17 protein-coding genes are annotated in these 24,926 nt (G+C 73.1%); 14 read left to right on the forward strand and 3 right to left on the reverse strand.

Translation table 11 applies throughout. The annotated features are described in order from the left end of the window. Positions 1-15: 15 nt before the first annotated feature. From JOF36_RS31430 to JOF36_RS31485, 12 genes are all read left to right on the forward strand, one after another. Positions 16-1,116: a 2-hydroxyacyl-CoA dehydratase family protein gene (locus JOF36_RS31430; protein WP_210034111.1), complete on the forward strand. Its 1,101-nt coding sequence runs from the start codon at positions 16-18 to the stop codon at positions 1,114-1,116. Next, positions 1,113-2,384: a 2-hydroxyacyl-CoA dehydratase family protein gene (locus JOF36_RS31435; RefSeq protein WP_210034113.1), complete on the forward strand. Its 1,272-nt coding sequence runs from the start codon at positions 1,113-1,115 to the stop codon at positions 2,382-2,384. The genes JOF36_RS31430 and JOF36_RS31435 overlap by 4 nt, the downstream gene beginning before the upstream one ends. Next, on the forward strand, positions 2,377-3,915 hold the full coding sequence (locus JOF36_RS31440) for an MFS transporter (protein WP_210034115.1): 1,539 nt from the start codon (positions 2,377-2,379) through the stop codon (positions 3,913-3,915). Before JOF36_RS31435 ends, JOF36_RS31440 begins: the two co-directional genes overlap by 8 nt. 63 nt (positions 3,916-3,978) lie before the next feature. Then, complete coding sequence (locus JOF36_RS31445; protein WP_210034117.1) at positions 3,979-5,772, forward strand: CocE/NonD family hydrolase; 1,794 nt, start codon at positions 3,979-3,981, stop codon at positions 5,770-5,772. Between the two features lie 371 nt (positions 5,773-6,143). Further along, positions 6,144-6,893 (forward strand): IclR family transcriptional regulator, encoded by a 750-nt coding sequence (locus JOF36_RS31450; RefSeq protein WP_210034118.1) that lies wholly within the window; start codon positions 6,144-6,146, stop codon positions 6,891-6,893. Positions 6,894-6,978: 85 nt separating this feature from the next. Then, positions 6,979-8,886: an FAD-dependent monooxygenase gene (locus JOF36_RS31455; RefSeq protein ID WP_210034120.1), complete on the forward strand. Its 1,908-nt coding sequence runs from the start codon at positions 6,979-6,981 to the stop codon at positions 8,884-8,886. A gap of 403 nt (positions 8,887-9,289) precedes the next feature. After that, a complete protein-coding gene (locus JOF36_RS31460) occupies positions 9,290-11,215 on the forward strand; it encodes a S9 family peptidase (protein ID WP_210034122.1) in 1,926 nt (641 codons plus the stop codon). Positions 11,216-11,449: 234 nt separating this feature from the next. Then, positions 11,450-12,136, forward strand: a complete 687-nt coding sequence (locus JOF36_RS31465; RefSeq protein WP_307862685.1) for an adenosylcobinamide amidohydrolase — start codon at positions 11,450-11,452, stop codon at positions 12,134-12,136. 113 nt (positions 12,137-12,249) lie between these two features. After that, the gene (locus tag JOF36_RS31470) at positions 12,250-12,858 is read left to right on the forward strand and encodes a hypothetical protein (RefSeq protein WP_210034124.1); all 609 of its coding nucleotides are present in this window, start codon (positions 12,250-12,252) and stop codon (positions 12,856-12,858) included. 47 nt (positions 12,859-12,905) lie between these two features. Continuing rightward, positions 12,906-14,357: a carotenoid oxygenase family protein gene (locus tag JOF36_RS31475; protein WP_210034126.1), complete on the forward strand. Its 1,452-nt coding sequence runs from the start codon at positions 12,906-12,908 to the stop codon at positions 14,355-14,357. Next, the gene (locus JOF36_RS41125; protein ID WP_210034128.1) at positions 14,354-14,839 is read left to right on the forward strand and encodes a DUF1269 domain-containing protein; all 486 of its coding nucleotides are present in this window, start codon (positions 14,354-14,356) and stop codon (positions 14,837-14,839) included. Before JOF36_RS31475 ends, JOF36_RS41125 begins: the two co-directional genes overlap by 4 nt. 125 nt (positions 14,840-14,964) lie before the next feature. Then, positions 14,965-17,850, forward strand: coding sequence for an AfsR/SARP family transcriptional regulator (locus tag JOF36_RS31485; RefSeq protein ID WP_210034129.1), 2,886 nt, complete (start codon positions 14,965-14,967; stop codon positions 17,848-17,850). A gap of 40 nt (positions 17,851-17,890) precedes the next feature. Here the strand turns inward: JOF36_RS31485 and ligD are convergent, their stop codons facing one another. The 3 genes from ligD to JOF36_RS31505 form a co-directional block, all read right to left on the reverse strand. Then, on the reverse strand, positions 17,891-20,533 hold the full coding sequence (gene ligD / locus JOF36_RS39560; protein WP_245351050.1) for a non-homologous end-joining DNA ligase: 2,643 nt from the start codon (positions 20,531-20,533) through the stop codon (positions 17,891-17,893). Then, positions 20,533-21,552 (reverse strand): non-homologous end joining protein Ku, encoded by a 1,020-nt coding sequence (gene ku, locus JOF36_RS31500; RefSeq protein ID WP_210034131.1) that lies wholly within the window; start codon positions 21,550-21,552, stop codon positions 20,533-20,535. The genes ligD and ku overlap by 1 nt, the downstream gene beginning before the upstream one ends. 369 nt (positions 21,553-21,921) lie before the next feature. Next, entirely contained in the window at positions 21,922-22,983 is a 1,062-nt protein-coding gene (locus JOF36_RS31505; protein ID WP_245351051.1) for an ABC transporter substrate-binding protein, read from the reverse strand. 157 nt (positions 22,984-23,140) lie between these two features. On the opposite strand from JOF36_RS31505, the gene JOF36_RS31510 reads away from it, so the two are divergent. Then, on the forward strand, positions 23,141-23,821 hold the full coding sequence (locus JOF36_RS31510; protein WP_210034133.1) for a hypothetical protein: 681 nt from the start codon (positions 23,141-23,143) through the stop codon (positions 23,819-23,821). 259 nt (positions 23,822-24,080) lie between these two features. Further along, on the forward strand, positions 24,081-24,653 hold the full coding sequence (locus JOF36_RS31515; RefSeq protein ID WP_210034135.1) for a DUF2306 domain-containing protein: 573 nt from the start codon (positions 24,081-24,083) through the stop codon (positions 24,651-24,653). Positions 24,654-24,926: the final 273 nt, after the last annotated feature.

Below are 24,926 nucleotides of genomic sequence, written 5' to 3' on the forward strand. Positions count from 1 at the left end.
CCCCGGGAGACCACCATGTCCGCGGCACTCGCTGCGTTGCTCGACCCTGCCCACACACCTGACCGGCCGGTCGCCGGATACATCGGCGCCGATGTGCCGGTCGAGTTGCTGACCGCGGCCGGTTACCTCCCGCTGCGGCTGGCCGGCTCCCCACACGAGGACGCCGCGGAGGGACGCCGTCTCCTCGGCGGCGGGCTCGACCCGGTCGCCTGCTCGGTGCTGACCCGGCTGCTGGCCGGCGCCTACGGGCCGCTGGAGGTGCTCGTCGTCTCGCGGGACTGCGAGGCGTCGCTGCGGTTGTTCTACGTACTACGCGAGCTGCGCCGGGTGGAGCCGGAGACCGCACTCCCGCCGGTGCACCTGGTCGACGTCCTGCACCTGCCGCACCGCACCACCACCCGCTACGTGTGGGCGAAGGTCCGTGGGCTCCGCGCCTGGCTGGCCGAGCGGGCCGGACGCCCGGCGGGCGACGACGACCTGGCCGCCGCCGTCGTCACGCACGACCGGGTGCGTGGGCTGCTGCGAGCGGCCGGGGCGCTGCGGGCCGAGCGGCGGCTGACCGGCACGGAGTACCTGGGCGTGGTCGCGGCGTCGACGTCGCTGCCGGCCGACCGGTCGGCGACGCTGCTGGCCGCGCTGCTCGACGAGCTGCCCGACCGGGACCCGCGGCCCGGGCACCCGGTGTATCTGACCGGCAGCAGCCACGACTCCCCCGACGTCTACGCGACGCTGGAGGGCGCCGGGCTACTCGTCGTCGGCGAGGATCACGACCACGGCGACCTGCTGTCCCGCACCGACGTCGGGATGCCCGCCGGCCCGGCCGGACTGGATCTCGCGCTGGCCGAGCGCTACCAGCACAACGGGCCCGCCGCGCCGCGGGCGTCGATCGCGGAGCGGGCCGCGCACACCGCGGCCGGGGTTCGTTCCCGCGCTGCGGCGGCGCTGCTCGGCTACGTCCGCGAGCACGACGACGCGCCCGCGTGGGACTGGTCCGCGCAGCGGGCGGCGGCGGGCGTGCCCGCGGCGTTGCTGGAACACCAGCCCTACGGTGCGGTCGACCCGGCCGGGCTGGACCGAGCACTCGCCGAGTTGCGGACGCCGGCGGTGGCCGCATGAGCGCGCCCACCCGCGCCGACCGGCTGCCCAGCGCAGCCGCCGCGACGGCGTACCAGCGTCGGTGGTTCGCCGACCTGCAGCGTGACCACATCCCCGGAGCTCCGCTCGCCCTGGTCAACGCCGACGCCCCCCAGGAGATCTTCCGCGCGATGGGCATCCCCTACGTCGTCAACCAGTGGTGGGCATCGATCGTCGCGACCAAGCGGCGTACCCAGGACCACCTGGCCCGGCTGCGCGAACGCGGCTACCCCGACTACACCGAGCAGTACAGCTCGACCGCGCTGGGCAGCGCCTTCGACCCCGACCCGGCCTCCGCGCCGTGGGGCGGGCTCCCGATGCCGTCGGTCGTGCTGGCCGAGACCACGGGCGACGCCTCCCGCAAGATCTTCGACGTCTGGGGCGACCAGCCCGGCGTCACCTTCTACCCGCTGGAGAGCGCAGCCGCCGACACCGTCCCGGAACGCTGGTGGGAGCTGATGCCGCACCACTGGGAGTCCGCGGTCGGCACCGACCGGCTCGACCTGATGGTCGGCGAGCTGGAGGGGCTGATCCGATTCCTGGAGCAGACCACCGGATTGCGGTTCTCCGAGCAACGCTTCGCCGAAGTACTGGCGCTGACCAACGAGCAGGAGGAGTGGAACCGGCGTACCCGGGACCTGATCGCCGCGGCCCGGCCGTGCCCGGTCGCGGTCACCGACTCCATCCCGGCCGTCATGATCCCGCAGTGGCACCGGGGCACCGTCTGGGCCCGGGACGCCGCGAAACAGCTGCACGACGAGGTGGCCGAGCGGGTCACCGGCGGCACCGCCGTGTGCAGCGGCGAACGGGCCCGGCTGATGTGGGTCGGCCGCGGACTGTGGTTCGACCTGGACTTCTACCGGCGCTTCCAGGACCGCTACGGCGCCGTGTTCGTCTGGTCGATGTACCTGGCGATCGCCGCCGACGGCTACATCCGCTACGGCGACGACCCGCTCCGGACCCTCGCCGCACGGTTCGCAGCGTTCTCCGACCAGCTCTACACCCCGCCGTGGTCGGCCGAGTGGTACGTCGAGGAGGCCCGCTCGCACGGCGTGCACGGCGTCGTCCACCTGGTGTCCGACGACGCCCGCGGCAGTTGGGCGACCACCCGTGCGTTGCGCGCGGCCGGGATCCCGGTGCTGGAGCTGCACGCCGACAACGTCGACGCCCGCCGGTCCGCCCCGGACTACCTCGACGGCGCGGTGGGTGGGTGGCTGGAGGCCGAGGTCCTGCCCCGGGCCGATGGCTGAGGCGACCACCCGCGGGACCGCCGCCGGGGCCGGCTTCTCGGCGCCCGCGGTGCTGGCGGGCGCGCTGGTCGCCCTGTTCACCGGCTCGCTGACCAACACGATCATCGGGATCGCGCTGCCCACGATCGCCGGTGAGCTCGGCGGGCAGGACCGGGTCGCCTGGGTCGCGGCGGCCGCACTGCTGACGATGACGGCGGCGACGCCGGTGTGGGGCAAGCTCGCCGACCGCCGCGGAGCGCGCCCGATGCTGCTCGCCGCCATCGCCCTGTTCGTGGCCTCGTCCCTGGTCGCCGGGCTGGCCACGACGATGGGCTGGCTGATCGTCGGCCGGGCGCTGCAGGGCGCCGCGTCGGGCGGCATCCTGGCCTGTGCGAACGCGCTGGTCGCCGTGCTGATACCGGCCCGCGAGCGGGGCCGCTACACCGGCTGGTTCGGGCTCTCGTTCGGTACCGCCTCGGTGGCCGGACCGCTGATCGGCGGGCTGCTGGTCGGCCCGGCCGGACCGGGATGGCGCTGGTGCTTCCTCGGTGTCGTGCCGGTGACGTTGGCCGCGGCACTGTTGGTTCGGCTCGCGCCGGACCGCCGCCCGGCACCGCGCACCGCGCCGCTGGACCACCTGGGGGCAGCGCTGCTGGCACTCGCCGCAGGCGGGCTGGTCGTGCTGCTGTCGGCCGGCGGGGTGGCGTGGCCGTGGTCGTCACCGGCGACCGCGGTCCTGGCGGGCGTGGTCGTGGTGACGACCGTGCTCGCGGTGCTGCGCGAACACAGCGCGCCCGATCCGATCCTGCCGCCACGGCTGTTCCGGAGCCGGACGTTCACCATCGTCTGCGCCACCAGCCTGCTGGTCGGGACGGTGATGTTCGGCGGGATCATCTACCTGCCGCAGTTCCTGCAGGTGGTGCACGGCCACGACGCCATGACCGCCGGGCTGCTGATGCTCCCGCAGATCGGGACGATGATCGTCGCCTCGGCCGTGGTCGGCCGGCTGATCGTGCGGACCGGGCGCTGGAAACGGTTTCCCGCGATCGGCTGCACGCTGCTTGTCGCCGGGCTGGCGGTACTCGCACCGCTCACCCCGGCCACCCCCGCGTGGCAGGTCGCGGCCGGGATGGCGCTGCTCGGCGCCGGGACCGGACTGACCCAGCAGGTGCTCGTGCTCGCCGCGCAGGACGCCGTCGGCCCCGGCGACGTCGGCGTGGCCGGCTCATCGGCGACCTTCACCCGCACGCTCGGCGGCGCGGTCGGGGTGGCCGCGTTCGGCGCGCTGATCGCCGCCCGGCTGCGGGCCGACCTGCCCGCTGCGCTGGCCGCCGCCGGCCTGCCCGCGACCGACGACGACGTCGCGCTGCTGCTCGGCACACCCGCCCAGGTCGCCGCACTGCCCCCGCCGCTGGCCGACGCCGTGCGGGAGTCCTACACGCACGGGCTGCAGCTCGTCTTCCTCGCCACCCTCCCGCTCGCCGTGCTCGCACTCGGCGCGGTGCTGCTCGTCCGTGAGACCGCGCTCGGCGAGGGCGCACCGGCTCCCTGAGCCCGGCGCCCCACCCGCACGACCCGACCGTTGCACCACCGATCGCTGCACGGAGGCCCTGCCATGCCCGAAAACCCCCGCCCGTCCCGTCGCCGGACCCTGACCGTGTCCGCGCTCGTCGCCGTCGGCCTGGTCGCCGCCGTCGTCGTCGCGGTGCTGGTGGTTCCCCGGCAGGAGAACGCCTCGGCGGAGTCGTCACTCGGCTCGTACCGGCCCGCCACGCAGTTCACCGAGCACGTCAGCGAGTCGTTCTACCTGCCGATGCGCGACGGCACCCGGCTCGCCGTGCGGCTCGACCGGCCGGCCGTGGACGGCCGGGCCGCCCCCGGGCCGTTTCCGGTGCTGTGGCAACACAGCCTCTCGATCGACCGCAAACCCGAGGACGGCGCCGGCCCGGAGACCGGCGGCATCCAGACGATCCCGACGCTCACCGACCACGGCTACGTCGTCGCGCAGGTCGCGCGGCGCGGCAACGGGCAGTCGTTCGGGGTCCGGCGCGGCTACAACGACCGGCTGGAGGCAGGCGACGCCTACGACGTCACCGAATGGCTCGCCGCCCAGCCGTGGTCGGACGGGAACGTCGGCGTCTACGGCTGCTCGAACACGGGGGATGCCGCCATGCACGCACTCACCGTCCGCCCGCCGCACCTGAAGGCGGTGCTCGCCGGCTGCTTCTCCTGGGACAAGTACGACGCCTGGCGGGTCGGCGGCATCTCCGCGCAGTGGGGCTACGGGCCGTCCCGCACGGTCGAGCAGGACCTCGCGAACAACCCGGTCGACGGTGACGGGAGCCGGACCCTGCTCCGCGAGGCCGCTGTCGAGCACCAGAAGGCCACCCCGCTCGCCGACATGTGGCGCGGCATGCCCTTCCGTGACAGCTGGTCGCCCGCCCCACAGTCCCGGTTCTGGTCCGAGGGCAGCGTCGCCACCTACGCCGACCAGATCCGGGCCGCGGACGTGCCGGTGTACGTGATCGGCGGGTGGCGCGACGAGCTGCGCGGGCAGGGCGTGGCGACGCTGCTGAACGTGCCCGGCTCCCGACTGCTGATCGGGCCGTGGGAGCACTGCGAGAACACCGGCTTCGGGCTGGTCGAGGAGGCCCACCGGTTCTTCGACCAGCACCTCAAGGGTATCGACACCGGCATCGACACCGAGCCGCCGATCCACTACGCGACTCCCGACTCGGACGCCGCCGACGCCACCGGCCTGGAGTGGAAGTCGGCGCAGAGCTGGCCGCCGGCCGGGACGACCGCGCCCCCGACCGCGCTCGGCGGTGATGGTGTCCTCGGCTCCACCGCCGCCGGGGCGCGCGGGTTCACCGTGGACACCGCCGCCGAGTGCCCGACCGATCCGGGCAGCGGGGCCACGATCCAGCCCTGCCACGTCCCGGGCAGCGGCACGAGCTGGACGGGACCGGTGCTCGACCGCGACACCGAGCTCACCGGCACACCGGTCGCGGACCTGACCGTGCGGACCGACCGGCGCGACGCACACGTGTTCGCCTACCTCGAGGACGTCGCGCCGGACGGGACGACGACGGTGATCACCGAGGGCCGCCAGCAGGTGTCGCTGCGCGCCGAGCACCCCGCTCCGTACGCGCTGCCGCCCGGCGTGCCCTGGCACCGCGCACACGCCGCCGACGCCGCACCCGTGGCACCGGGCGAGGCCACACGGCTGCGATTCGCGATGCTGCCGACGTCGTACCTGATCCGGGCCGGGCACCGGGTCCAGATCACGGTGACCGGATACGACCCACGGGAGACCGGGGTGCTCCCGGACGCCGACGGCGCCCGGATCGACGTGCTGTCCGGCCCGGCCAACCCGTCCTCGGTCGCGCTGCCGCAGCGCGCCGGCTGAGCCCGCCGGGGCCCTGATCTGGCCGGGACGTGTGGTGTCCGGCGGGACCAGCTACGTGCAGCAGTTCCTGCAGGTGGGGTGCGGCGATTGACGCGCCCCGCTTCGGCCGGAGCTCAAAAGCGGTGGTCGTCCGGTCAGGAGCGCAGATCGGCGGCGCGCTGTCGATGCGGGCGTCGGCCCAGGCGCTCGGTGTCGGCCCGGCGACCCTCTACACCACGTTCCGGGCAGGGCGGAGCTGCTGGAGTTGACCATTCACACTCTCGTCCACGGCACCGAGCGGCACGTGTTCACGCTCTGAGCGGTCGCCGAGTGTCACGCAGATGCTCGCGGCCCAGCCTTTGCGTGACACTCGGCGCGCCTACGGTTCCCTCGTGAGGAACAAGCCCGCGTACAGCATCGAGTCGGTCGATCATGCGCTGCGGTTGGCGGTGCTGCTGCAGCAGGAAGGTCCGCTCAGGGTGAGCGAGGCCGCGGGCCGGCTCGGCGTGGCCCGGTCGACGGCGCACCGGCTGCTGTCGATGCTGGTCTACCGCGACTTCGCGGTGCAGGGCACGGACCGTCGTTACGCCGCCGGCCCCGTGTTGGGGTCCCCGGCGCGGATCGAGCCGGTCGCCCACCTTCGCCACGCGGCGTTGCCGCACCTGCGGGCACTCGTCGACCGGACCGGGGAGTCGGCCAACGTCATGGTGCTGCTCGGCACGCAGGTCCAGATGGTCGCCACCGCGGAGTGCGACCACGTCCTGCGGGTCGGGGACCGGGAGGGGCGGCTGCTGCCGGCGCACCTGGCCTCCGGCGGGCGTGCCCTGCTCGCTCGGTTGTCCCGGGAGGAGATCGAGTCGCGGTACGCCGACGACGCCGGCGGCGTCACCTCCGAGGAGGTCGTCCGCATCGTCCGGCAGACCCGCCGGCGTGGGTTCGCGATCAACGACGGGGGCACCGAGACCGGCCTCACCGCGATCGGCCACCCGATCGGCGACGCCGCCCGGTCCCCCGCCGCGGCCCTGTCGGTGGCGATGCCGACCGCGCGCTACCACCGCAGGCTGCTTCCGGACCTCGGCACCGCGCTCGCCGAGGCCGCCGCCGCGATCGACCGCGACCTGCGCGCGTCCGAGCCGCCGTGATTCTGCACGGAAGAACGTCCTGTCCTCCAGGGCATAACGCGCGCCACGCTGGCAGCAGCCGCAGCGACACTGGAGGAACCGACCGATGCAGTTCTACCTCGACGGGTACAAACCCGGGGACCCGTTCGTCGCGGAGCCCGACCCCGCACTCGCCGACCGCCCGGCGGGCCTGCCCGAGACCGCCGACGTGCTGATCGTCGGCTGCGGCCCGGCCGGGCTGCTGCTGGCCGCGCAGCTGGCCGAGTTCCCGGACATCCACACCGTGATCGTCGACCGGCGCGACGGCCCGCTCGAGGTCGGCCAGGCCGACGGCGTCGCCTGCCGCTCGGTGGAGATCTTCGAGGCGTTCGGGCTGGCGGACCGGCTGATCGGCGAGGGCTACCAGGTCAACGAGGTGGCGTTCTGGCGCCCGGACCCGGCCGACCCCTCGTCGATCGTGCGGACCGGGCGCATCGACGACGTCGAGGAGGGCATCTCCGAGATGCCCCACATGATCGTCAACCAGGCCCGGATGCTCGAGTACCTGCGCGACCACATGCGCCGCTCCGCCGCCCGCGCCGAGCCGCACTACGGGCTGCACGCCGCGGACGTCCAGGTCGATCACGAGTCGGGCGCCGAGCACCCGGTCACCGTGACGCTGGAGCACGTGGCGGACGGCGAGCCCACCGGCGAGACCTCGACCGTGCGCGCCCGCTACGTCGTCGGCTGCGACGGTTCGCGCAGCTCCACCCGCCACGCGATCGGCCTGCAGCTCGAGGGCGACGCCACGAACAAGTCCTGGGGCGTGCTCGACGTGCTGGCGGTGACCGACTTCCCGGACATCCGGCTGAAGTCCGCGATCACCTCCGAACACGGCAGCATCCTGATCATCCCGCGCGAGGGCGGCTACCTGGTCCGGCTCTACATCGAGCTCGACAACGACCGCGACGGCGAGATGCTGCGCGACCGCAGCGCGACGCCGGAGAAGCTCGCGGCCGTCGCGAACCGGATCCTGCAGCCGTACTCGATCGACGTGAAGCACGTGGGTTGGTGGGCGGTCTACGAGATCGGCCAGCGGCTCTGCCGGCAGTTCGACGACGCCACCGAATCCCGGCCGCCGCGGGTGTTCATCGCAGGCGACGCCTGCCACACGCACAGCGCCAAGGCCGGCCAGGGCATGAACGTCTCGATGGCCGACGCCTGGAACCTCGGCTGGAAGCTCGGCGGTGTCCTGCGCGGCACGGCCCGGCCCGAGCTGCTGCGTACCTACAGCACCGAGCGCCAGGCCGTCGCACAGGAACTCATCGACTTCGACCGCGAGTTCTCGACGATGTTCAGCGCACGCCCGGGCGACGGCTCCGCCGCCGACCCCGAGCGGTTCCAGCACTACTTCCGCGAGCAGGGCCGCTTCACCGCCGGAGTCGCGGTGCGGTACACGCCGTCGGCCATCACCGCGACACCCGAGCACCAGGACCTGGCCACGGGCCTCCCGATCGGCATGCGTTTCCACTCCGCGCCGGTCGTGCGGGTGGCCGATGCCAAGCCGATGCATCTCGGGCACGCCGCCCGGGCCGACGGGGCCTGGCGGCTCTACGCGTTCGCCGACCGCTCCGGCACCGCACCGGGCTCGCGACTCGGCGGGTTCGCCGCGTTCCTCGCCTCGGCGCAGTCGCCGATCGCCCGCTACACCCCGGACGGCGCCGACCCGGACTCGGTGCTCGACGTGCGGGCGGTGCTCCAGCCCGGCCACCGCGACGTCGTCGTCGGTGACCTGCCTGCGGTGCTGTTCCCGCGCAAGGGCCCGTTCGGGCTTCCCGACCACGAGAAGGTCTTCAGCCCCGACCCGTCGGCGGACGTGTTCGACCTGCGCGGCATCGACCGCGACCGCGGGTGCCTGGTCGTGGTCCGGCCGGACCAGTACGTGGCGCACGTCCTGCCGCTCGACGCGCACGACGAGCTCGTGGAGTTCCTCGACGGCGTGCTGCTCCGGGCAGGCGCCACGGTCGGCGTCTGACGCCCCGGCCGCTCGCTCGAGGGTTCTCCTCGACCGCGACGCCGGCCTCTCGGGCGTGGGCGACGGTCTCGGCGGTGCTCCCGGAGCCGGCGGGTGGCGTGCCGTCCTGGACGGCGGCGAGCAGGCCACAGCGGTCGATGAGCCGGCGGCTTGCGGGGCAGCGTGGTAACGGACGGTCGTTCCATCCCGCGGCCCGAGTACCCACTGTCGCCCGGCGGCGTTCCGCGGAACCCCGGCGTTCAGCGCCGCCGTCCCCGGCGGCACTCGATCGTGCCGCCGGGTTGACCATGCCGCAGCGGCACGGTGTTTCGTGGAGCTCACGCCCCGACCCGCCGGACACCGGCGAGCCGGACACGGCGCCGCAGTGCTGCCCGACCGTCCTGCATCTGAGCTGGAGTAGAGGATGACCACCGCCCCGCCCCGTGGGTCGACGCCCGAGCTGATCGACATCGAGGAGTTCTTCGCCGACCCGGAGTTCGCGAACCCGTCGATCTCACCGGACGGCACCCGGATCGCCTACCTCGCCCCCGCCCACGGGCGTCGCAACATCTGGGTCCGCGGCATCGACCGCACCCACGACGAGGCCATCTGCGTCACCCACGACTCCCGACGCGGGATCACCACCTACCACTGGACCGACGACCCCCGCTGGCTGCTCTACCTGCAGGACACCGACGGCAACGAGGACTGGCACCTCTACCGCGTCGATCTCGAGGACCCGGACTCACCCGCCGTCGACCTCACCCCGATGGACCCGGGATCGCGCGTGGTGGGCGCGGAGCCGCTGCCGTCGGTTCCGGGCAGCGTGCTGGTCACGATGAACCGGCGGCCGATGTTCTTCGACATGTTCCGGATCGACGTCGCCACCGGCGAGACGACCCTGCACCGCGAGCAGGACGACCCGACGGCCGCCGTCCTGCTCGACCGCCGCGGCGAGCCCGCGTTCCGGACCGCGCTCGCCGAGGACGGCACCGTCGAGATCTCCGCGATCGACCCCGCCACCGGAGGGACGCGGCTGCTGCGCCGCCTCGGCGGGGCCGAACACCCGATGAGCGTCCATCCCCAGGAGATCACCGCCGACGGGAGGGGCCTGCTCGTCGGGTCCTATCAGGACGACGACCACCTGCGACTGGTCCGGATCGACCACGAGACGGGCGAGGAGACCGTCGTCGCCGCCGTCGACGGTCACGACCTCGACATCAGCGGCACGATGCTGCCCGGCGTACTCCCGCCCCCGATCTACACCAGCCGGCGCACCGGCGAGGTCCTCGCCGCCCGCTTCGTCGGCGACCGCCCGCACATCGAGGTCCTCGACCCGCACTTCGCCGAGGTCTACACACGACTGCGGACGCTCTCCGACGGCGTGCTCGGCACGCTGTCCTCCGACGAGTCCGGCCGGCGCTGGATCGCCACCTTCGTCCACGACCGCGACCCCGGCGTCACGTGGCTCTACGACCACTCCACCGGGGATGCCCGGCTGTTGTTCCGCGCCCACCCGGACCGGGATCCGAACGCGATGGCCCCCATGGAACCCGTCGGTTTCCCCGCCCGCGACGGGCTGCCCCTGCACGCCTTCCTGACGCTCCCGGTCGGCGTCGAGCCGCGGAACCTGCCCCTCGTTCTGGTGGTGCACGGCGGACCCTGGTGGTACGACGCGTGGGGGTACAGCAGCGACGCCCAGTTCCTGGCGAACCGGGGCTACGCGGTGCTGCAGGTCAACTTCCGCGGCTCGCTGGGCTACGGCAGGCGACACGTCACCGCCGCGATCGGCGAGTTCGCCCGGGCGATGCACGACGACCTGATCGACGCCGTCGACTGGGCCGTCGACCAGGGCTACGCCGACCCCGGCCGGGTCGGCATCTACGGCGGTTCCTACGGCGGCTACGCCGCACTCCTCGGTGTCACCCTCACCCCGGACCGCTTCGCCGCGGCCGTCGACTACGTCGGCGTGTCCGACCTCGCCAACTTCCTGCGCACCCTGCCGCCGTTCACCCGGGCGTTCAACGTGAACAACTGGTACCGCTACGTCGGCGACCCGGCGATCCCGGAACAGGAGGCCGACATGCGGGCCCGATCGCCGATCACCATGGTCGACCGGATCCGCGCCCCGCTGCTCGTCGCCCAGGGCGCCAACGACGTCCGTGTCGTCGCGGCGGAGTCCGACAACATCGTCGACTCGCTGCGCGCACGCGGCGTCCCGGTCGAGTACCTGGTCGCCGAGGACGAGGGGCACGGCTTCGCCAACCCGGAGAACCAGGTCCGGCTCTACCGCGCCATCGAACGGCATTTCGCCGAGCACCTCGGCGGTCGCAGCACGGCGGCCACCTGACCTGCACGATCCGGGCCCCTTGCCGAGGCCTGACCAGCGACAACGCTTCGCCGGGGTCGAGGACCGCCCGCACGAGTCCGTCCGAGCACGGAGCATCCTCGTCGAGATGCGGCTCAGGGGTCTGTGGAGATCGACAATTCCCGCTGAGGCGCATCTCGACGCGGAAGGCCGCGAGCCGCTCGGCCCTCCGCGCCGGGGGCCGGCCGGCTGTCACTCCCTGGCAGGATCGAGCAGGTGATCACGTCACCGCGGCCCCGTGGCTGGACCAGTTCCCTGCACCAGGTCGGGGGGCGGCCCGTCATGCGGTGGGAGTCCGACCGCGCGTGGCGGAGCCTGTCGAGCGGGGTGCTCGGCGGCGGGCTCGGAACCAGCCGGTGGGTCCTGAACGCGACGGTGCCGAACGACTTCGACGACGACTCGCCCGCCGAGTACCTCGCCCGGCTGGCCGAGACGGTGGGGCTCGCTCCCGATGCCGGGATCGGGTTGCTCACCGCCGTCGACGTCCATGCCGCCGTGACCGTCGCCCGGCCCGGGGTGACGATGTGCGTGACGACCGGGGTCGGGCCCCACGCGAAGTGGCCGGCCGTGCACGACGCCGAGGTCAGCGAGTACCCCCGGGCCGGAACGGTCAACGCGGTGGTATGGCTCGACCATCCGGCGACCCCGGATGCGCTGGTCAACGCGGTGATCACGGTGACCGAGGCCAAGACCCAGGCGTTCTGGGAGGCCGGGGTCGCCGGGACGGGAACCTGCACCGACACGGTGACGCTGCTGTGCCCCGTCCCCGCCGAGGGCGAGGAGCCGACCCGGTACCTGGGAACCCGCTCACCGGTGGGACAAGCGCTCGCGACGGCGGCACACGCCGCGGTGGCGACCGGCCTGCGTCAGGAGCGCGCCGCCTTCGCCGAGTCGACGGGGTAGCCCCACGCGCCCGGCCACAGTGATGTGGCCTCCACCGGACCCGGTGCAGCTCCTCCGAGGGGCTGCGAGAGCGATTGAAGCCGGTTTGGAGTCCACGGCGCCACGCTCCCGGCATGTCGATGCTCAAGGTTCTCGCCGGTTTCGTTCCCTGGTTCGTGTTCGGCCTCGTCGCCACCCGGGAGGGCGCGGGCGCGGTCACGACGGCCGCCTGGCTGGCCTTCGTCGTGGCCGCCGCGCTCGTCGTCGTCTCGCTCGTTCGCGGCGGGTCACCCAAGGTGCTGGAGGTGGCCGGAGCGGTGGTGTTCGCCGTCTTCGGCGTCGCCGGCGCCCTCGCCCCCGCCGCGGACGGCTTCCTCACCGACTACGGCACATCACTGGCCACGCTCCTGCTCGCCGTCGTCATCTTCGCGCTGCTGCCCGTCATGCCGTTCACCGAGCAGTACGCCCGGGAGACGGTGCCGCGGCAGTACTGGGACTCGCCGGTGTTCCGCTCGGTCAACCGCCGGATCAGCGCCGCGTGGGGCGCCGTGATCGCGCTGATGGGCGTGAGCAACGCCGTGGCCGGGCTGGTCACCGAGCTGCCCACGACCCTGCCCACCCGCCCGGTCGACCTGGCGCTCAACTGGGTGGTTCCGGCGCTGCTGATCTGGTGGGCGGTCCGCTACACCCGGCGGGTCAGCTCCGAGGCCGACGACCACGCACCCGCCGCACACCGGGTCTGACCGACCCGCGCAGCTGACCGGACCGACCAGCACGAGGGAGTCGCACGATGACCACTCAGCCCACCACCCACCCCCGGCACACCCCGTTCGACGCCGCCACCGACATCCATCTGACCGGCCCGTTCGCGCCGGTGACGGCCGAGGTCGACGTCGCAGGCCTGCCGGTGGAGGGCGAACTGCCGGCCGACCTCGACGGCGCCTACCTGCGCAACGGCCCCAACCCGCGCTTCTCGCCGATCGGCAGCTACACCTATCCCCTCGACGGGGACGGCATGCTCCACCGGGTCGAGCTCTCCGGAGGGCGGGCCCGCTACACCAACCGTTTCGTCCGCACCCCGATGGTGGTCAAGGAGGAGGAGGCCGGGCGCGCGCTCTGGCCGGGGCTGCTCAGCCCCTCCCGGCCGGACGCCGACGAGGTCGGTCCGGAGCTGGCGGGCACGGACCGCGAGCTGCCGGACATCAACGTCGTCCGGCATGGCGGGACGCTCCTCGCGCTGGCCGAGTTCAGCCTCCCCTACCGCATGTCACCGCAGCTGGAGACGCTCGGCCCGGAGACGTTCGGCGGCACCCTCGCCGCGGGCATCTGTGCCCATCCCAAGATCGACCCACGGACGGGCGAGATGATCGCCTTCCACTACAACCTGGAGCCCCCGTTCCTGACCTGGACGTCGATCGGCCGCGACGGCGTCCCGACCCCGCCCCGGCCGGTCGAGGGCGTCGAGCGGCCCACCATGATCCACGACATGGCGATCACACCGCGCTACGTGGTGCTCGTGGTCTCCCCCCTGTTCTTCGACATCGAGGCGGCGATGCGCGGCGGGTCCCTGCTCGCCTGGGACCCGGCCGCCGGCACCCGGATCGCGCTGGTCCCCCGCGACGGCGGCCCGGTGCGCTGGTGCACCGACGAGACGTTCTGGCTGTGGCACACCGTCAACGCCCACGAGGCGACGGACTCGGCGAACCCCGCGGCCGACGTCGTCGTCCTGGAGTACTCGGAGTGGACCAAGCCGTCCGGGATCACCCCCGGCCCGTCGGGCACCCCGCGGCTGACCCGGGCGACCATCGATCCGGCCTCGGGCACCGTGCGCCGCGAGACCGTCTCCGACCTCGACGTCGAGTTCCCGCGCATCGACGACCGCCTCCTGGGCCGGGAGCACCCGGTGTCGGCGTTCGCACTGCGCACCACCCGGCCGACGCCGCACCCCGGGGTGCGCGACGGTCTCGCCTGGCACGACACCCGCGCCGGCACGACGGCCCGGTGGGAGCCGGACGGCGTCGCGGTCGGGGAACCGGCCTTCGCGCCGGACCCGGGATCGGACGACCCGGACCGGGGCTGGTGGCTCACCTTCACCATCGCCTTCGGCACCGGCGAGTCCCACCTCGTGGTCCTGCCCGCCGCAGACCCGGCATCCGGCCCGGTCGCGAGGGTCCGCATGCCGGTCCGCGTCCCGCTGGGTCTGCACGGCAACTGGCTGCCCACGCAGGAGGACACACGGTGAGCACGGTGAGCGTCTGGACCTTCCAGGCCGCAGGCGGCGCGGCGAGCGGGTTGCGGATCCTGGAACGGCTGCAGAACCGGGGATCTCTGAGGATCAGCGACAGTGCCGTCGCCGAATGGCCGTCCGGGCAACGGCGCCCGATGACCTACCAGGTCGGCGCCGTGTCCGGCGAGGCGATGCTCTCCGGGGCCTTCTGGGGCCTGCTGTTCGGCATACTGTTTCTCGCGCCGCTGGCCGGGCTGACCGGCCCGCCCTGGCCGCCCGCGGGACTGCGGCGTATCGGTTTCCCGGAGCGGCTCCTCCAGCAGGTCCGGGACCGCACCACTCCCGGCACCTCGGCACTGTTCGTGGTCGGCGCGGACGCCGATCTCGACCGGATCCGCGACGCGCTCACCACCACGGACACCACACCGGCGTGTGCGGCCAGCACGCTCACCTCCGACGAGGAGTCCGCGCTCCGGCGAGCATTCGGTGCCGACTGACAGCGTCTCTGCCCACGCCGCCGATCGGGATCGGGTCCGCCGGCCACGCCGTTCGCACTCGGCACCGGCCTCCGCCACCTGTTCCGCGGCTCGTCGGCGGCCCGGTTCTCCGGCAGGATTCACCCATGAGTGTGGCGCCGGTGAAGCCGCCGCAGGCCCCGGCCGCGGTGTACTTCCGCGATCTCGGTCCGATCCTCATCGGTCGTGGCAAGGCGGCGCGGTCGCCGGGCGGTGCCCGGCTGGTGGCGGCGCTCTCCCTGCTGCTGGTCCACGCCGACCGCCGCGTGGGGACGGACGCGCTGATCGAAGCGATGTGGGGGGCCTCCGCGACCAGCCGGTCCACCTCGACGCTGGACTCCCACATCTGGCGGTTGCGCCGCGTGCTCGAACCGGAACGGGCGAGCGGAGCACCGTCGCGACTCCTGCAGCGCGACAACGCCGGATACCGCCTCGTCGTGGGCACCGGGCAGGTGGACTCGCTGCGCTTCGAGCAGCTCACCGTCGAGGCCGGCGACCTGCTGGCCGGCGGCCAGCCGAGACGGGCGCTGCGCCGCACGTCGGACGCCCTCGATCTGTGGCGAGGACGGCCGTTCACACCGGTCAGCGACGAGCCGTGGGCGGCGGCCACGGTGGCGCGGCTCGAGGAGTTGCACGGTCAGCTCCGCGAGTACCACATCGAGGCGCTCCTGGGGGTCGAGGAGCCACAGCGGGCCCTCGCCGAGCTCGAGACCGCCCTCGCCGAACACCCGCTGCGCGAGCGGCTGTGGGCGAGCCGGATGCTCGCCCACCACCGCAGCGGACGCACCCACGACGCGTTGCGGACGTTCCACGAGGTGCGTGAGCTGTTCCTCGACGAACTCGGGGTCGAGCCGGGGCCGGCGCTGCGGGAGACACAGGCCCGCATCCTCACCGACGACCGCGCCGGCGTGCCTGCGGCACCGAGCCCCTCGCGGCCGGCGGTGCCGGCACCGCCGGTGCGCCACGAGCCCGAGATCCGGCTCCCGACGGTGCGCAACCGCCTCATCGGACGGGAGGACGAGCTCGCCGCGGCGGACGCGGCGCTGTCGGTCGACCAGCTGGTCACCCTCGTCGGCGCAGCAGGGTGCGGCAAGACCCGGCTGGCGGTGGAGGCCGCCCGTCGCGCCGCGCACGGGTTCCCGGACGGCGTCTGGTTCGTCGATCTCGTCTCGGCGACGCGCGGTCGGGTCGTCGACGCCGTCACCTCGACGCTCGGGGTCCCCGCGCCGGCGGTGGGGTCGGGAACCGACGCGCTCCGGGCGTTCACCCACGGCCGCTGCATGCTGCTCGTGCTCGACAACTGCGAACACGTCCTCGACGACGCCGCGGCCCTGCTCGACGAGTTGCTCGTGGACGACACCGAGCTGTCGGTCCTCGCGACCAGCCGCGAGCCCCTGGACATCGAGGGCGAGCGGGTGCTGCCGATCGCCCCGCTCGCCCTGCCGAGCCCGGACCCCGGCACCGACGCGGCCCTGGCTCCGGCCCTGGAGCTGTTCCTGGAACGGTTGTCGACGACGGTGCCCGGTGTGGAGCGGGACGCTCCGTCGTCGGCCTGGGCCGCGTCAATCGTCTCGGCCCTCGACGGGGTACCGCTGGCCCTCGAGCTGGCCGCCGGCCGGGCACGGGCCTACTCGCTCGAGGAGATCGCCGCCCAGGTGCGCCGGGACGCCGGCGCTCTGGCACGGGTGGGTCGCGGACACGCCGCGCACCACACGACGGTGCGCGGCGCGGTGGACATGAGCTACCGGGTACTGCCCGTCGACGAGGCGGCGCTGCACTGCCGGATGTCGGTGGTGCCCGGCCCCTTCACCGCCGCGCTGGCGTCCGCGGTGGGCGATCAGGACGGCGTCGAGGACGTCCTGGCCCGCCTCGTGCACCGTTCCCTCCTCACCCCGCTGGGACCGCTCCGCCCGGGCGGCCCCTCCCGGTTCGCGCAGCTCGCCATCGTCCGCGGCCACGCCGAACACGTGGGCGCCGCGGGCCTCGGTGAGGCGGTCGTGCGCCGTGACCGCGCCGCCGCGGCGCTCGTCGAGGCCCAACCGCGGATCGGCGCTTCCACGTCCCGCGCGTGGTACGACGCGGTCGACGACGACTTCGCAGCCCTGCGCGCCACGCTGCAGCACACCCTGGTCGACGAACCCTCCGCCCTCGGGGTCCGGCTGGCGTCCCGGCTGGGGATGTACTGGTACTTCCGCGGCATGAACCTCGAGCAGATGGAGTGGCTACGGCGCGCCCTGACCGTCGAGGACCTGGCCGGCCCGCTCGACCGTTTCCTGCTGCACCTCGCCGTCGGCTCGCTGCTGACCATGCAGAGCCGGGTCGACGCCGGTAGGCCCTACCTCGAGGGTGCCCTGGCGTCGCTGCCCGATCTGCCCGTCGAGAGTGACCTGTACCTGTGCGACCACCTGGGGGTGTTCACCGGACCGCTGTACATCAGCGGTCATCCCGACCTGGTCCGGACCGTCACCGCCGCCGCCGACGGCGTCGCCGTCCGCACCGGCGACCCCTCCCTGCGATCGCTCGCCGACGCCGCCCGGTTGCTCTGCGACGTCGACGAGCAGCCCGCGACGGGGGTCCTGAACCGCTGCTCAGCGGCCTACGACGAGGCTCTGCACGTCGGGAACCTCTACAGCGCCTGGATCGTGTCCGTCGTCGCGATGACCGGGCTGCTCGGGCACGGGCGGGGAGCGGAGGCGCTGACGTGGTCGGACCGCGCGATCGGGGCCTGCCACGAGCTCGGCCTGCAGGACGTCCCGACCGTCGTCGAGCTGCGGGCCAATGCCCTGGCGCTGACCGGTGAGCACCGCGAGGCGGTGCGGCTCTACGCCGCCACCCGAGCCGGCCACACGCGGACCGGGATGCGGTGGCCCCGCGACGTGCGGACCCAGCAGCTGTTCGACGCCGCGACAGCGGCACTCGACCGCCGCGACGCCGAGCTCCTCCGCCGCGAGGGCGCAGCGCTCGACCTGTCCGATCTGCTGCCGCGCCCGTGACCGGCCGTCATCGGTGTGGCCGGACGACGGCGGGATCGGCTCAGAGTGTGGGTAGACGCTGTCGGAGATCGATCAGCGGGGCCAGCGGGTCACCCGCCTCGGCGAGGTGCTCGGCTGCGGTGCGCACAGTCCACCGGTCCGGGCGCAGGTCGGGATCGTCGAGGTGGTCCCAGGTCACCGGCATCGAGACCGGGGCATGGGACGCCGGCCGCGGGCTGAACGGCGCCACGAGGGTCTTGTTGATCGCGTTCTGGGTGTAGTCGAGGCGGGCCAAGCCCTTCCGGCGGTCGGTGTGCCACTCCCAGGAGACGAGCTCGGGTGCGGTGCGTCCGACCGCGCGGGAGAGCCGCTCCACCCAGGCGCGGGTGTCGTCGAAGGTGTAGCCGGGCTCGATCGGCACCCAGATCTGGATGCCGCGTTGCCCGGTGACCTTCGGCGCGGCCGCCAGGTCCAGGTGCTGCAGAGCGGTGCGGTAGAGCCGGGCCAGCACCAGCACGTCGTCGAACCCGGTTCGTGAGCCCGGGTCGATGTCGATGAGCGCCCAGGTCGGTTGCCGCACGTCCGGCAGCCGGGAGGTCCACGGATGCAGTTCGACCGCACCGTAGTTCGCCGCCCACACCAGGGCCGCGACGTGGTCGAGGACGGCGTAGCAGCGGGTCTCGCCGGGGTCGGCGTCGACGTTGTGCCAGCGCCGGACCCAGTCCGGGGCGTGCTCGGGCACCTCCTTCTGCCAGAACCCGGGCCGGTCCACGCCGTCGGGGTAGCGGTGCAGGTTGACCGGGCGGCCCGCCAGGTACGGCAGCAGGTGCGGCGCCATCATGGCGTGGTAGCGGACGAGGTCGCGTTTGGTCGTCGGTGGTGCGTCGGCGGTGCCGGGAAACAGGGTCTTGTCCAGGTTGGTCAGCGCCACCTCGTGTCCGCCGACCCTCCAGGTGCCCTTGACACCGAGCGCGTCGAGCGCGGCCAGCTCGTCCTCGGTCACCGGCCCGGTCCCGGAGCCGGCGTCCGCCCCCAGCGGGAGTTCGGCGTGCCGGGCCGGTGCGTCGCCCTGCCACATCGCCGACGGTGCCGCGGCGACCTCGTCGGTGGTGCGGCCGCTGAGCACCGAACGCCGGTGGTCCTCGGCGTCCCAGCCCACGACGGCGTGCTCGTCGTGCTTGTGCACCAGGAGCCACTGCTTCTGCTCCCCCGAGCCGGAGCGCCCGCGGCGGACCAGCGCGAACCGGCCGGCGAGCTTGTCGCCGTGCAGGTCGAAGTGCAGCTCGCCGCGTTCGAGCGCGGCCTCCGGATCGGTCCCGTCGGCGGGTGTCCACGTGCCGCGGTCCCAGACGACCACCGACCCGCCACCGTACTGGCCGGCCGGGATCACGCCCTCGAAACCGGCATAGTCGATCGGGTGGTCCTCGACCTGCACCGCCATCCGGCGCACGTCCGGGTCGAGCGTCGGCCCGCGCGGCACCGCCCAGCTGGCCAGCGCGCCGCCGACCTCGAGGCGCAGGTCGTAGTGCAGCCGGCTCGCACGATGGCGCTGGACCACGAAGATCGGCGGCCCGGTGCCGGGTTCTCCGCCGCCCGGCTCCGGGGTGACGTCGAGGTCGCGCTTGGCGAGGTAGGGAGCCAGGCGCTCGTCCGGGCCGGCCGAGTCCCCGGCCGGGCCGAACGCGGTGGCGTCGCCGGCCGGAGCGGGCGTCGCGGTGTCGCCGGCCTGCGCGGTGAGGCGGACCTCCGGAGGCTCCCGGTCGGGGCGCAGACCCCGCCAGGCCGCGTGCCGCAGCCGCCCGTCCGTGGTCAGGCGCCGGTACTCGACCTCCCCGACCAGTCGCGGATCGACCCAGCGGGCCCGGCGGGCGTGCTCGCGCGGGACGGTCTCGTCGAACGGGCTGTCCCGGCGGCGCAGCGGTTCCAGCCGTTCGAGCAGGTCACCCAGCATCGCCTCGGTGAACCCGGTCCCGACGTGGCCGAGGAAGCGCAACCGGCCCTGCTCGTCGTGCGCGCCCAGCAGCAGCGACCCGACCGAGCCGCTGCGGCGCCCGTTGCCGGGGCGCCAGCCGCCGATCAGCACCTCCTGGGTGCGCAGCAGCGCCGTCTTCGTCCAGGCGTGTGACCGGCGGCCGGGTTCGTAGGGCGCGTCGCGCCGCTTCGCGACGACACCTTCGAGGCCGTTCTCGCGTGCGGCGCGCAGCACCTGATCACCGGCCACGTCGGTGAACGCCGCCGGGACCGACATCCGCGGCCACCCGTCCGCGCCGACCGCCGAGAGCCGCTCGCGCCGGGCGTCGTAGGGCTCGTCCACGAGGCGGTCGTCACCGTCGACGAGCAGATCGAACACGACGTAGGAGACGCCGACCTCGGCGAGCAGCCGGGCGCCGGGCGCGGCGACGTGCATCCGCTGCTGGAGCAGCCCGAAGTCCGGACGGCCGGCGGCGTCCGAGGCGATGATCTCGCCGTCGAGCAGCAGCGGGCGGTCGGCGTGCACCCCCTCGGCGAGATCGGGGTAGGCCGAGGTGACGTCGTTGCCGTTGCGGGTGGTGATCCGGACCCGGTCGCCGGCCACCGCGACGACCGCGCGAATGCCGTCCCACTTGAACTCGAACGCCCAGCCCGCACCGGTCGGCGGATCCCCGGCCACGGCCAGCATGGGCGACAGCGGCGCGGGAAGGTCACCCTCGCCGGGATCGGCCATCAGGACGCCTTGCGACCGGCCGACCCGACCGCGTCGGCCAGCTCGTCGCGGTTCATCGACGAGCGCCCCGGCACATCGAGCTCGCGGGCCATCCGCTGCAGCTCCGCCTTGGTCGCCGAACGCAGGTCGGTCCCGGGGTCCGCGGACCGGTCGCCGTCCGGGTCGCCGGAACCGCGCCGCTTCCGGGGCTCCCCACCGTCGGGCCGGCGGGACTTCCCGGCCCCCGATCCACCACCGCGGGCGTCGTCGACACTGCGCTGCAGCGCCTCCAGCAGATCCGACATCCCGGTCGGCTCGGGCGCTTCGGCCTCGGTGACGACCTCGCGGCCGCGACGCTTGTCCTCGATCAGCTGCTCGACCCGCTCCCGGTAGGTGTCGTGGTACTGCTCGGGCTCCCACCGCGCGCTCATGGACTCGATCAGCCGGGTCGCCATGTCGAGCTCGCGGTCGTCACGACCGCCGCGGCGCGGACCGGGCAGGTGCTCCAGCTCGGCACGCGGATCGCGGACCTCGTCGGCGAAGTACAGGGTCTCCAGGGCCAGTACGTCGCGGTCCGCCCGGATGGCGGCGAGATACTCCTTGCCGCGCATCACGAACGTCCCGATCGCGGCGCGACCGGTCTCGGTCATCGCCTGCAGCAGCAGCGCGTACGGGCCGGCCTCGCCGTCGCCGGTCGGCGCCAGCCAGTAGGTGCGCTGGAAGTACAGCGGATCGATCTCGTCGAGATCGACGAAATCGGAGATCTCCAGGCTCTGCGAACGGCCCGGGGCGATCGACTCCAGCTCCGACGGCTCGACGACGACATGGTCGCCGCCACCGACGTCGGCGCCCTTCACGATGTCGCCGTGGTCCACCTGTTCGCCGGTGCGTTCGTTCACCCGTTGGTTGCGGACCCGGTCCGATGTACCCCGTTCGAACTGGTGGAAGTGCACCGTGTGGTCCTCGGTCGCGGCGAACAGGCCGACCGGGATCGACACCAGTCCGAACGTGATCGCGCCCGTCCAGATCGCCCTCGCCACGACATCGCTCCTCACATCGGTTCCTGGCACCGTTCGACTACCCCGCTCCCCCGATCTCATACCCCCTTGGCCGGGTCATGGCGTGCTCGTCCGGGTCGGACGATCGAGGGTTCGTACCGGGCCGGCGCGGACATGCGGGCGGGGTGCCGGGCCGGGAGCGACGCCGGGGCGGACACGGCCGACACGGTCACGGAGCCGAGGGAGGGTCGATGCACATCGGACACCGGCCGGATGACGGCGAGGCCCGTCAGGCACCTGTGCTCCGTGCCTCCGGGCCGTCGTGAACGACGACCCGGGCGCCGGGCACCAGGCGTCGCCGTCGACCTGGGTACCGCGGGCTCGCAGCCCGGGCACCGGCTGCGCCGGGAATCAGGGCTGCGGCACGTAGCGCGGGAGCTCGTCGAGAACCTGGTTCGCTGCGATCGGCCCGATCCCGAGATACCACAGGTCGTCGCTGACCGGGTGGGCGTCGCCGCGCGAGACCGCACCGAGCCGTTGCCACAACGGGCCGGCGGCCAGCTTCGCCTGCTCATCGAGGCCGTCATTGCCGTAACCGGCGTAGAACAGCAGGTCGCCGTCGGCGGACGAGACCTGCTCCGGTCCGATCTGGACGAACGTCTCGTCGGTGCGCGCGATCGGCGGTCGGGCGAAGCCGACGTCGCTCAGAATCGTCCCGATGAAGGAGCCCTCACCGTAGAGGCGGATGCCGTTCGCCATGAACCGCACCATGCTCACCTCGACCTGCGCCGGGTCGCCGAACGCCGTGCCGACCTGCTTCGCCTTGTTCTCGTAGTCGGCGAGGATGCGCTCGGCCTGGTCCGACTTCCCCAGCGCCGTGCCGGCCAGCCGGAGGTTCTCCTTCCACGACTCGCCGACCGAGCCGGCGAAGACCGTGGGGGCGATCTCGTTCAGCTGCGCGTAGATGTCCTCATGCCGCACGCTGTTGGACAGGATGACGTCGGGTTTCAGCGCGACGATCGCCTCGAGGTTCGGCGACTCGATGGTGCCCACCGGCTCGATCCCCTGAGCCTGCTGCCCGAGATAGGCCTGGGGGCCGGCCACTTCGTCCGCGCGCACGGCCCCGACCGGCTTGATCCCCAGTGCGAGGACCGAGTCGAGCTCACCGGTGTCGAGGACGACGACGCGCTCCGGGTTCATCGGAACCTCGGAGACACCCATGGCGTGCTGCACGCTTCGCGTAGGGCCCTCGGCGTCGCCGCCGGCTCCCCCACAGCCCGCAACGAGCAGCCCCATGAGGGCGATGACGGCGGCCAGTTGCCGCCCGGCGTTGGACACTGCTGGCTCCTTGACGAGACATGGATAAGCGAAGGCTAACCAATACAGGACCAAAGAAGGGTCCGCCATACCCGAAAGAATCTTGACAGGACGTTGCGACCCGGGGTGCCGAGACGGATCAGCGGCGAGTTGCATCCCGCTGTACCGGGGCCGGGCCTACGGCGTCCTGTCCCTGGCCGTTGGTGGCGATCTCGAATCACTCGCCAAGACTGGTGATGACGGGGTTCTCCACCTCGGAGGACGATTTTCGCCCTCCGGGCCCTGCGGGAGCTCTCGATCAAGGAGGCCGAGTGTGACCATCTCTACTTCTCACCTCACCCGAGCGGCCGGCCTGTTCGCCGTCGCCTCGGGCCTCCTGTACATCATCATCCAGTTCGTCCACCCGGCGGAGAATGCTGCCACGGTCACCACGAGCGCCTGGGCGGTAGTCGGCTACATGACCGAGCTCATGGCCGTCTTCGGCATGATCGGCGTGACTGGCATCTACCTGCGTCAAGTCACCGCGTCCGGAATCCTGGGCCTGGTCGGCTTCGTGTTGTTCTGGTGCTTCTACCTCCTCACAGCCGCCTTCAACTTCGCCGAAACGCTCATCATGCCGCCGTTGGCGGCCCAGGCACCGCAGTTCGTTGACGGCTTCGAGGGCGTCTTCGCCGGCGCTGCCTCCCAGGTGGACCTTGGTTCACTCCCGGCGATCAGCCCGATTGCAGCGGTGCTGTATGTCCTCGGTGGCGCGCTGTTCGGGCTCGCGATCTTCCGCGCCCGTGTCCTGGATCGCTGGGCCGGTGCGCTTCTCAGCGTCGGGGCGGTGTTGACGCTGGTGGTTCCGCTGCTGCCACACGCCATCGGGCGTTTCGCAGCCATCCCGGTCGGTCTGGCTATGGCCTGGCTCGGGTACTCCCTGTGGTCTGTCGAGCGCCGCACGATCTCGTCCCCCGGCGCCGACCCGCGGCACGATCTGACTACTGCGACGTGACAAGCAAGCGGTGGGAGGGTCCCGGGCAGCGCTCATCTCGGGCGACCGTGGATCGAGCCGGCACCCAAGAGCGGCCGGCACCGGCTGCCGTCCGGCCCTGGCTACTGGCGGTCGCGCTGGCCCTGTTCGCGTTCGTTCCCGTCCTCGCCCGGCTCCTGGTCGCACTCGCCGGGGGCCCGTCGGTCGCGTCGGCGGACCCCCGTCCGTCGCTTCGTCGGTAGCTCTCGGCGTGCATGCCGCGACCGGGACGCTGTTCACGATGCTGGGCGCGTTCCAGTTCCCCACGGCGCTGCGACGGCGCTCCACCTGGCATCCCCGCGTCGGACGCCTCCTGGTGCCCCTCGGGCTGACCGCGGCGCTCTCCGCGCTCTGGCTGACCCTCTTCTACTCCCACACCGACGGCACCGAGCAGCTGCTGTACGTGTTCCGCCTGCTCTTCGGCGTCGCAATGGTGACGGCCATCGTCGTGGGCTTCACCGCAATCAAGCGTCGCAACATCATCCGGCACCGGGCATGGATGATCCGCTCCTACGCCCTTGGACTGGCCGCGAGCACGCAGATCTTCACTCTCGGTTTCGGAGCCGCTGTTTTCGGAACCGGCGAGGTCAGCACGGCGCTGCTCACCGCAGCGGGCTGGGTGATCAATCTCGGCGTCGCGGAGTGGGTGATCCGTCACCGGCGTCGCGAGCCGCGTCAACCCGAGCGAGGCCGTCCACCCCAGCAGCGCACTCAGGATGCCGTCGGTCAAGTATCACCGTCGCCAGGGGCCGGGGCCTCCGCGGCGTCCGACCCCGACGAGCGCGACCCGCTCCGCGACCGCAACGGCTGCTGAGCGTCCCCTCCGGTCTCGCCACCTCCGGAGCGGTCACCGTCGGCGCGGGCCGAGCCCACCGCGTCGACGGGCGTCGGCTCAGCGCAACGGCGGTCGGCGCCCGCGGGCCTGGAGCACAAGCCGCGCTACTTCTCGGGGGCAGATGCCGCGCTCGAGCGGCGCGGAGAAGAGCTGCACCACCAGACGAGGACGCAGTGGTCCGGTCACGCGCACAGGTACCAGTTGGCCAGGCACCTTCGGCCAGCCTGGTCACCGCCTGCCGGCGGCTCGCAC

It is taken from the genome of Pseudonocardia parietis (assembly GCF_017876315.1).
GTDB lineage: Bacteria > Actinomycetota > Actinomycetes > Mycobacteriales > Pseudonocardiaceae > Pseudonocardia > Pseudonocardia parietis.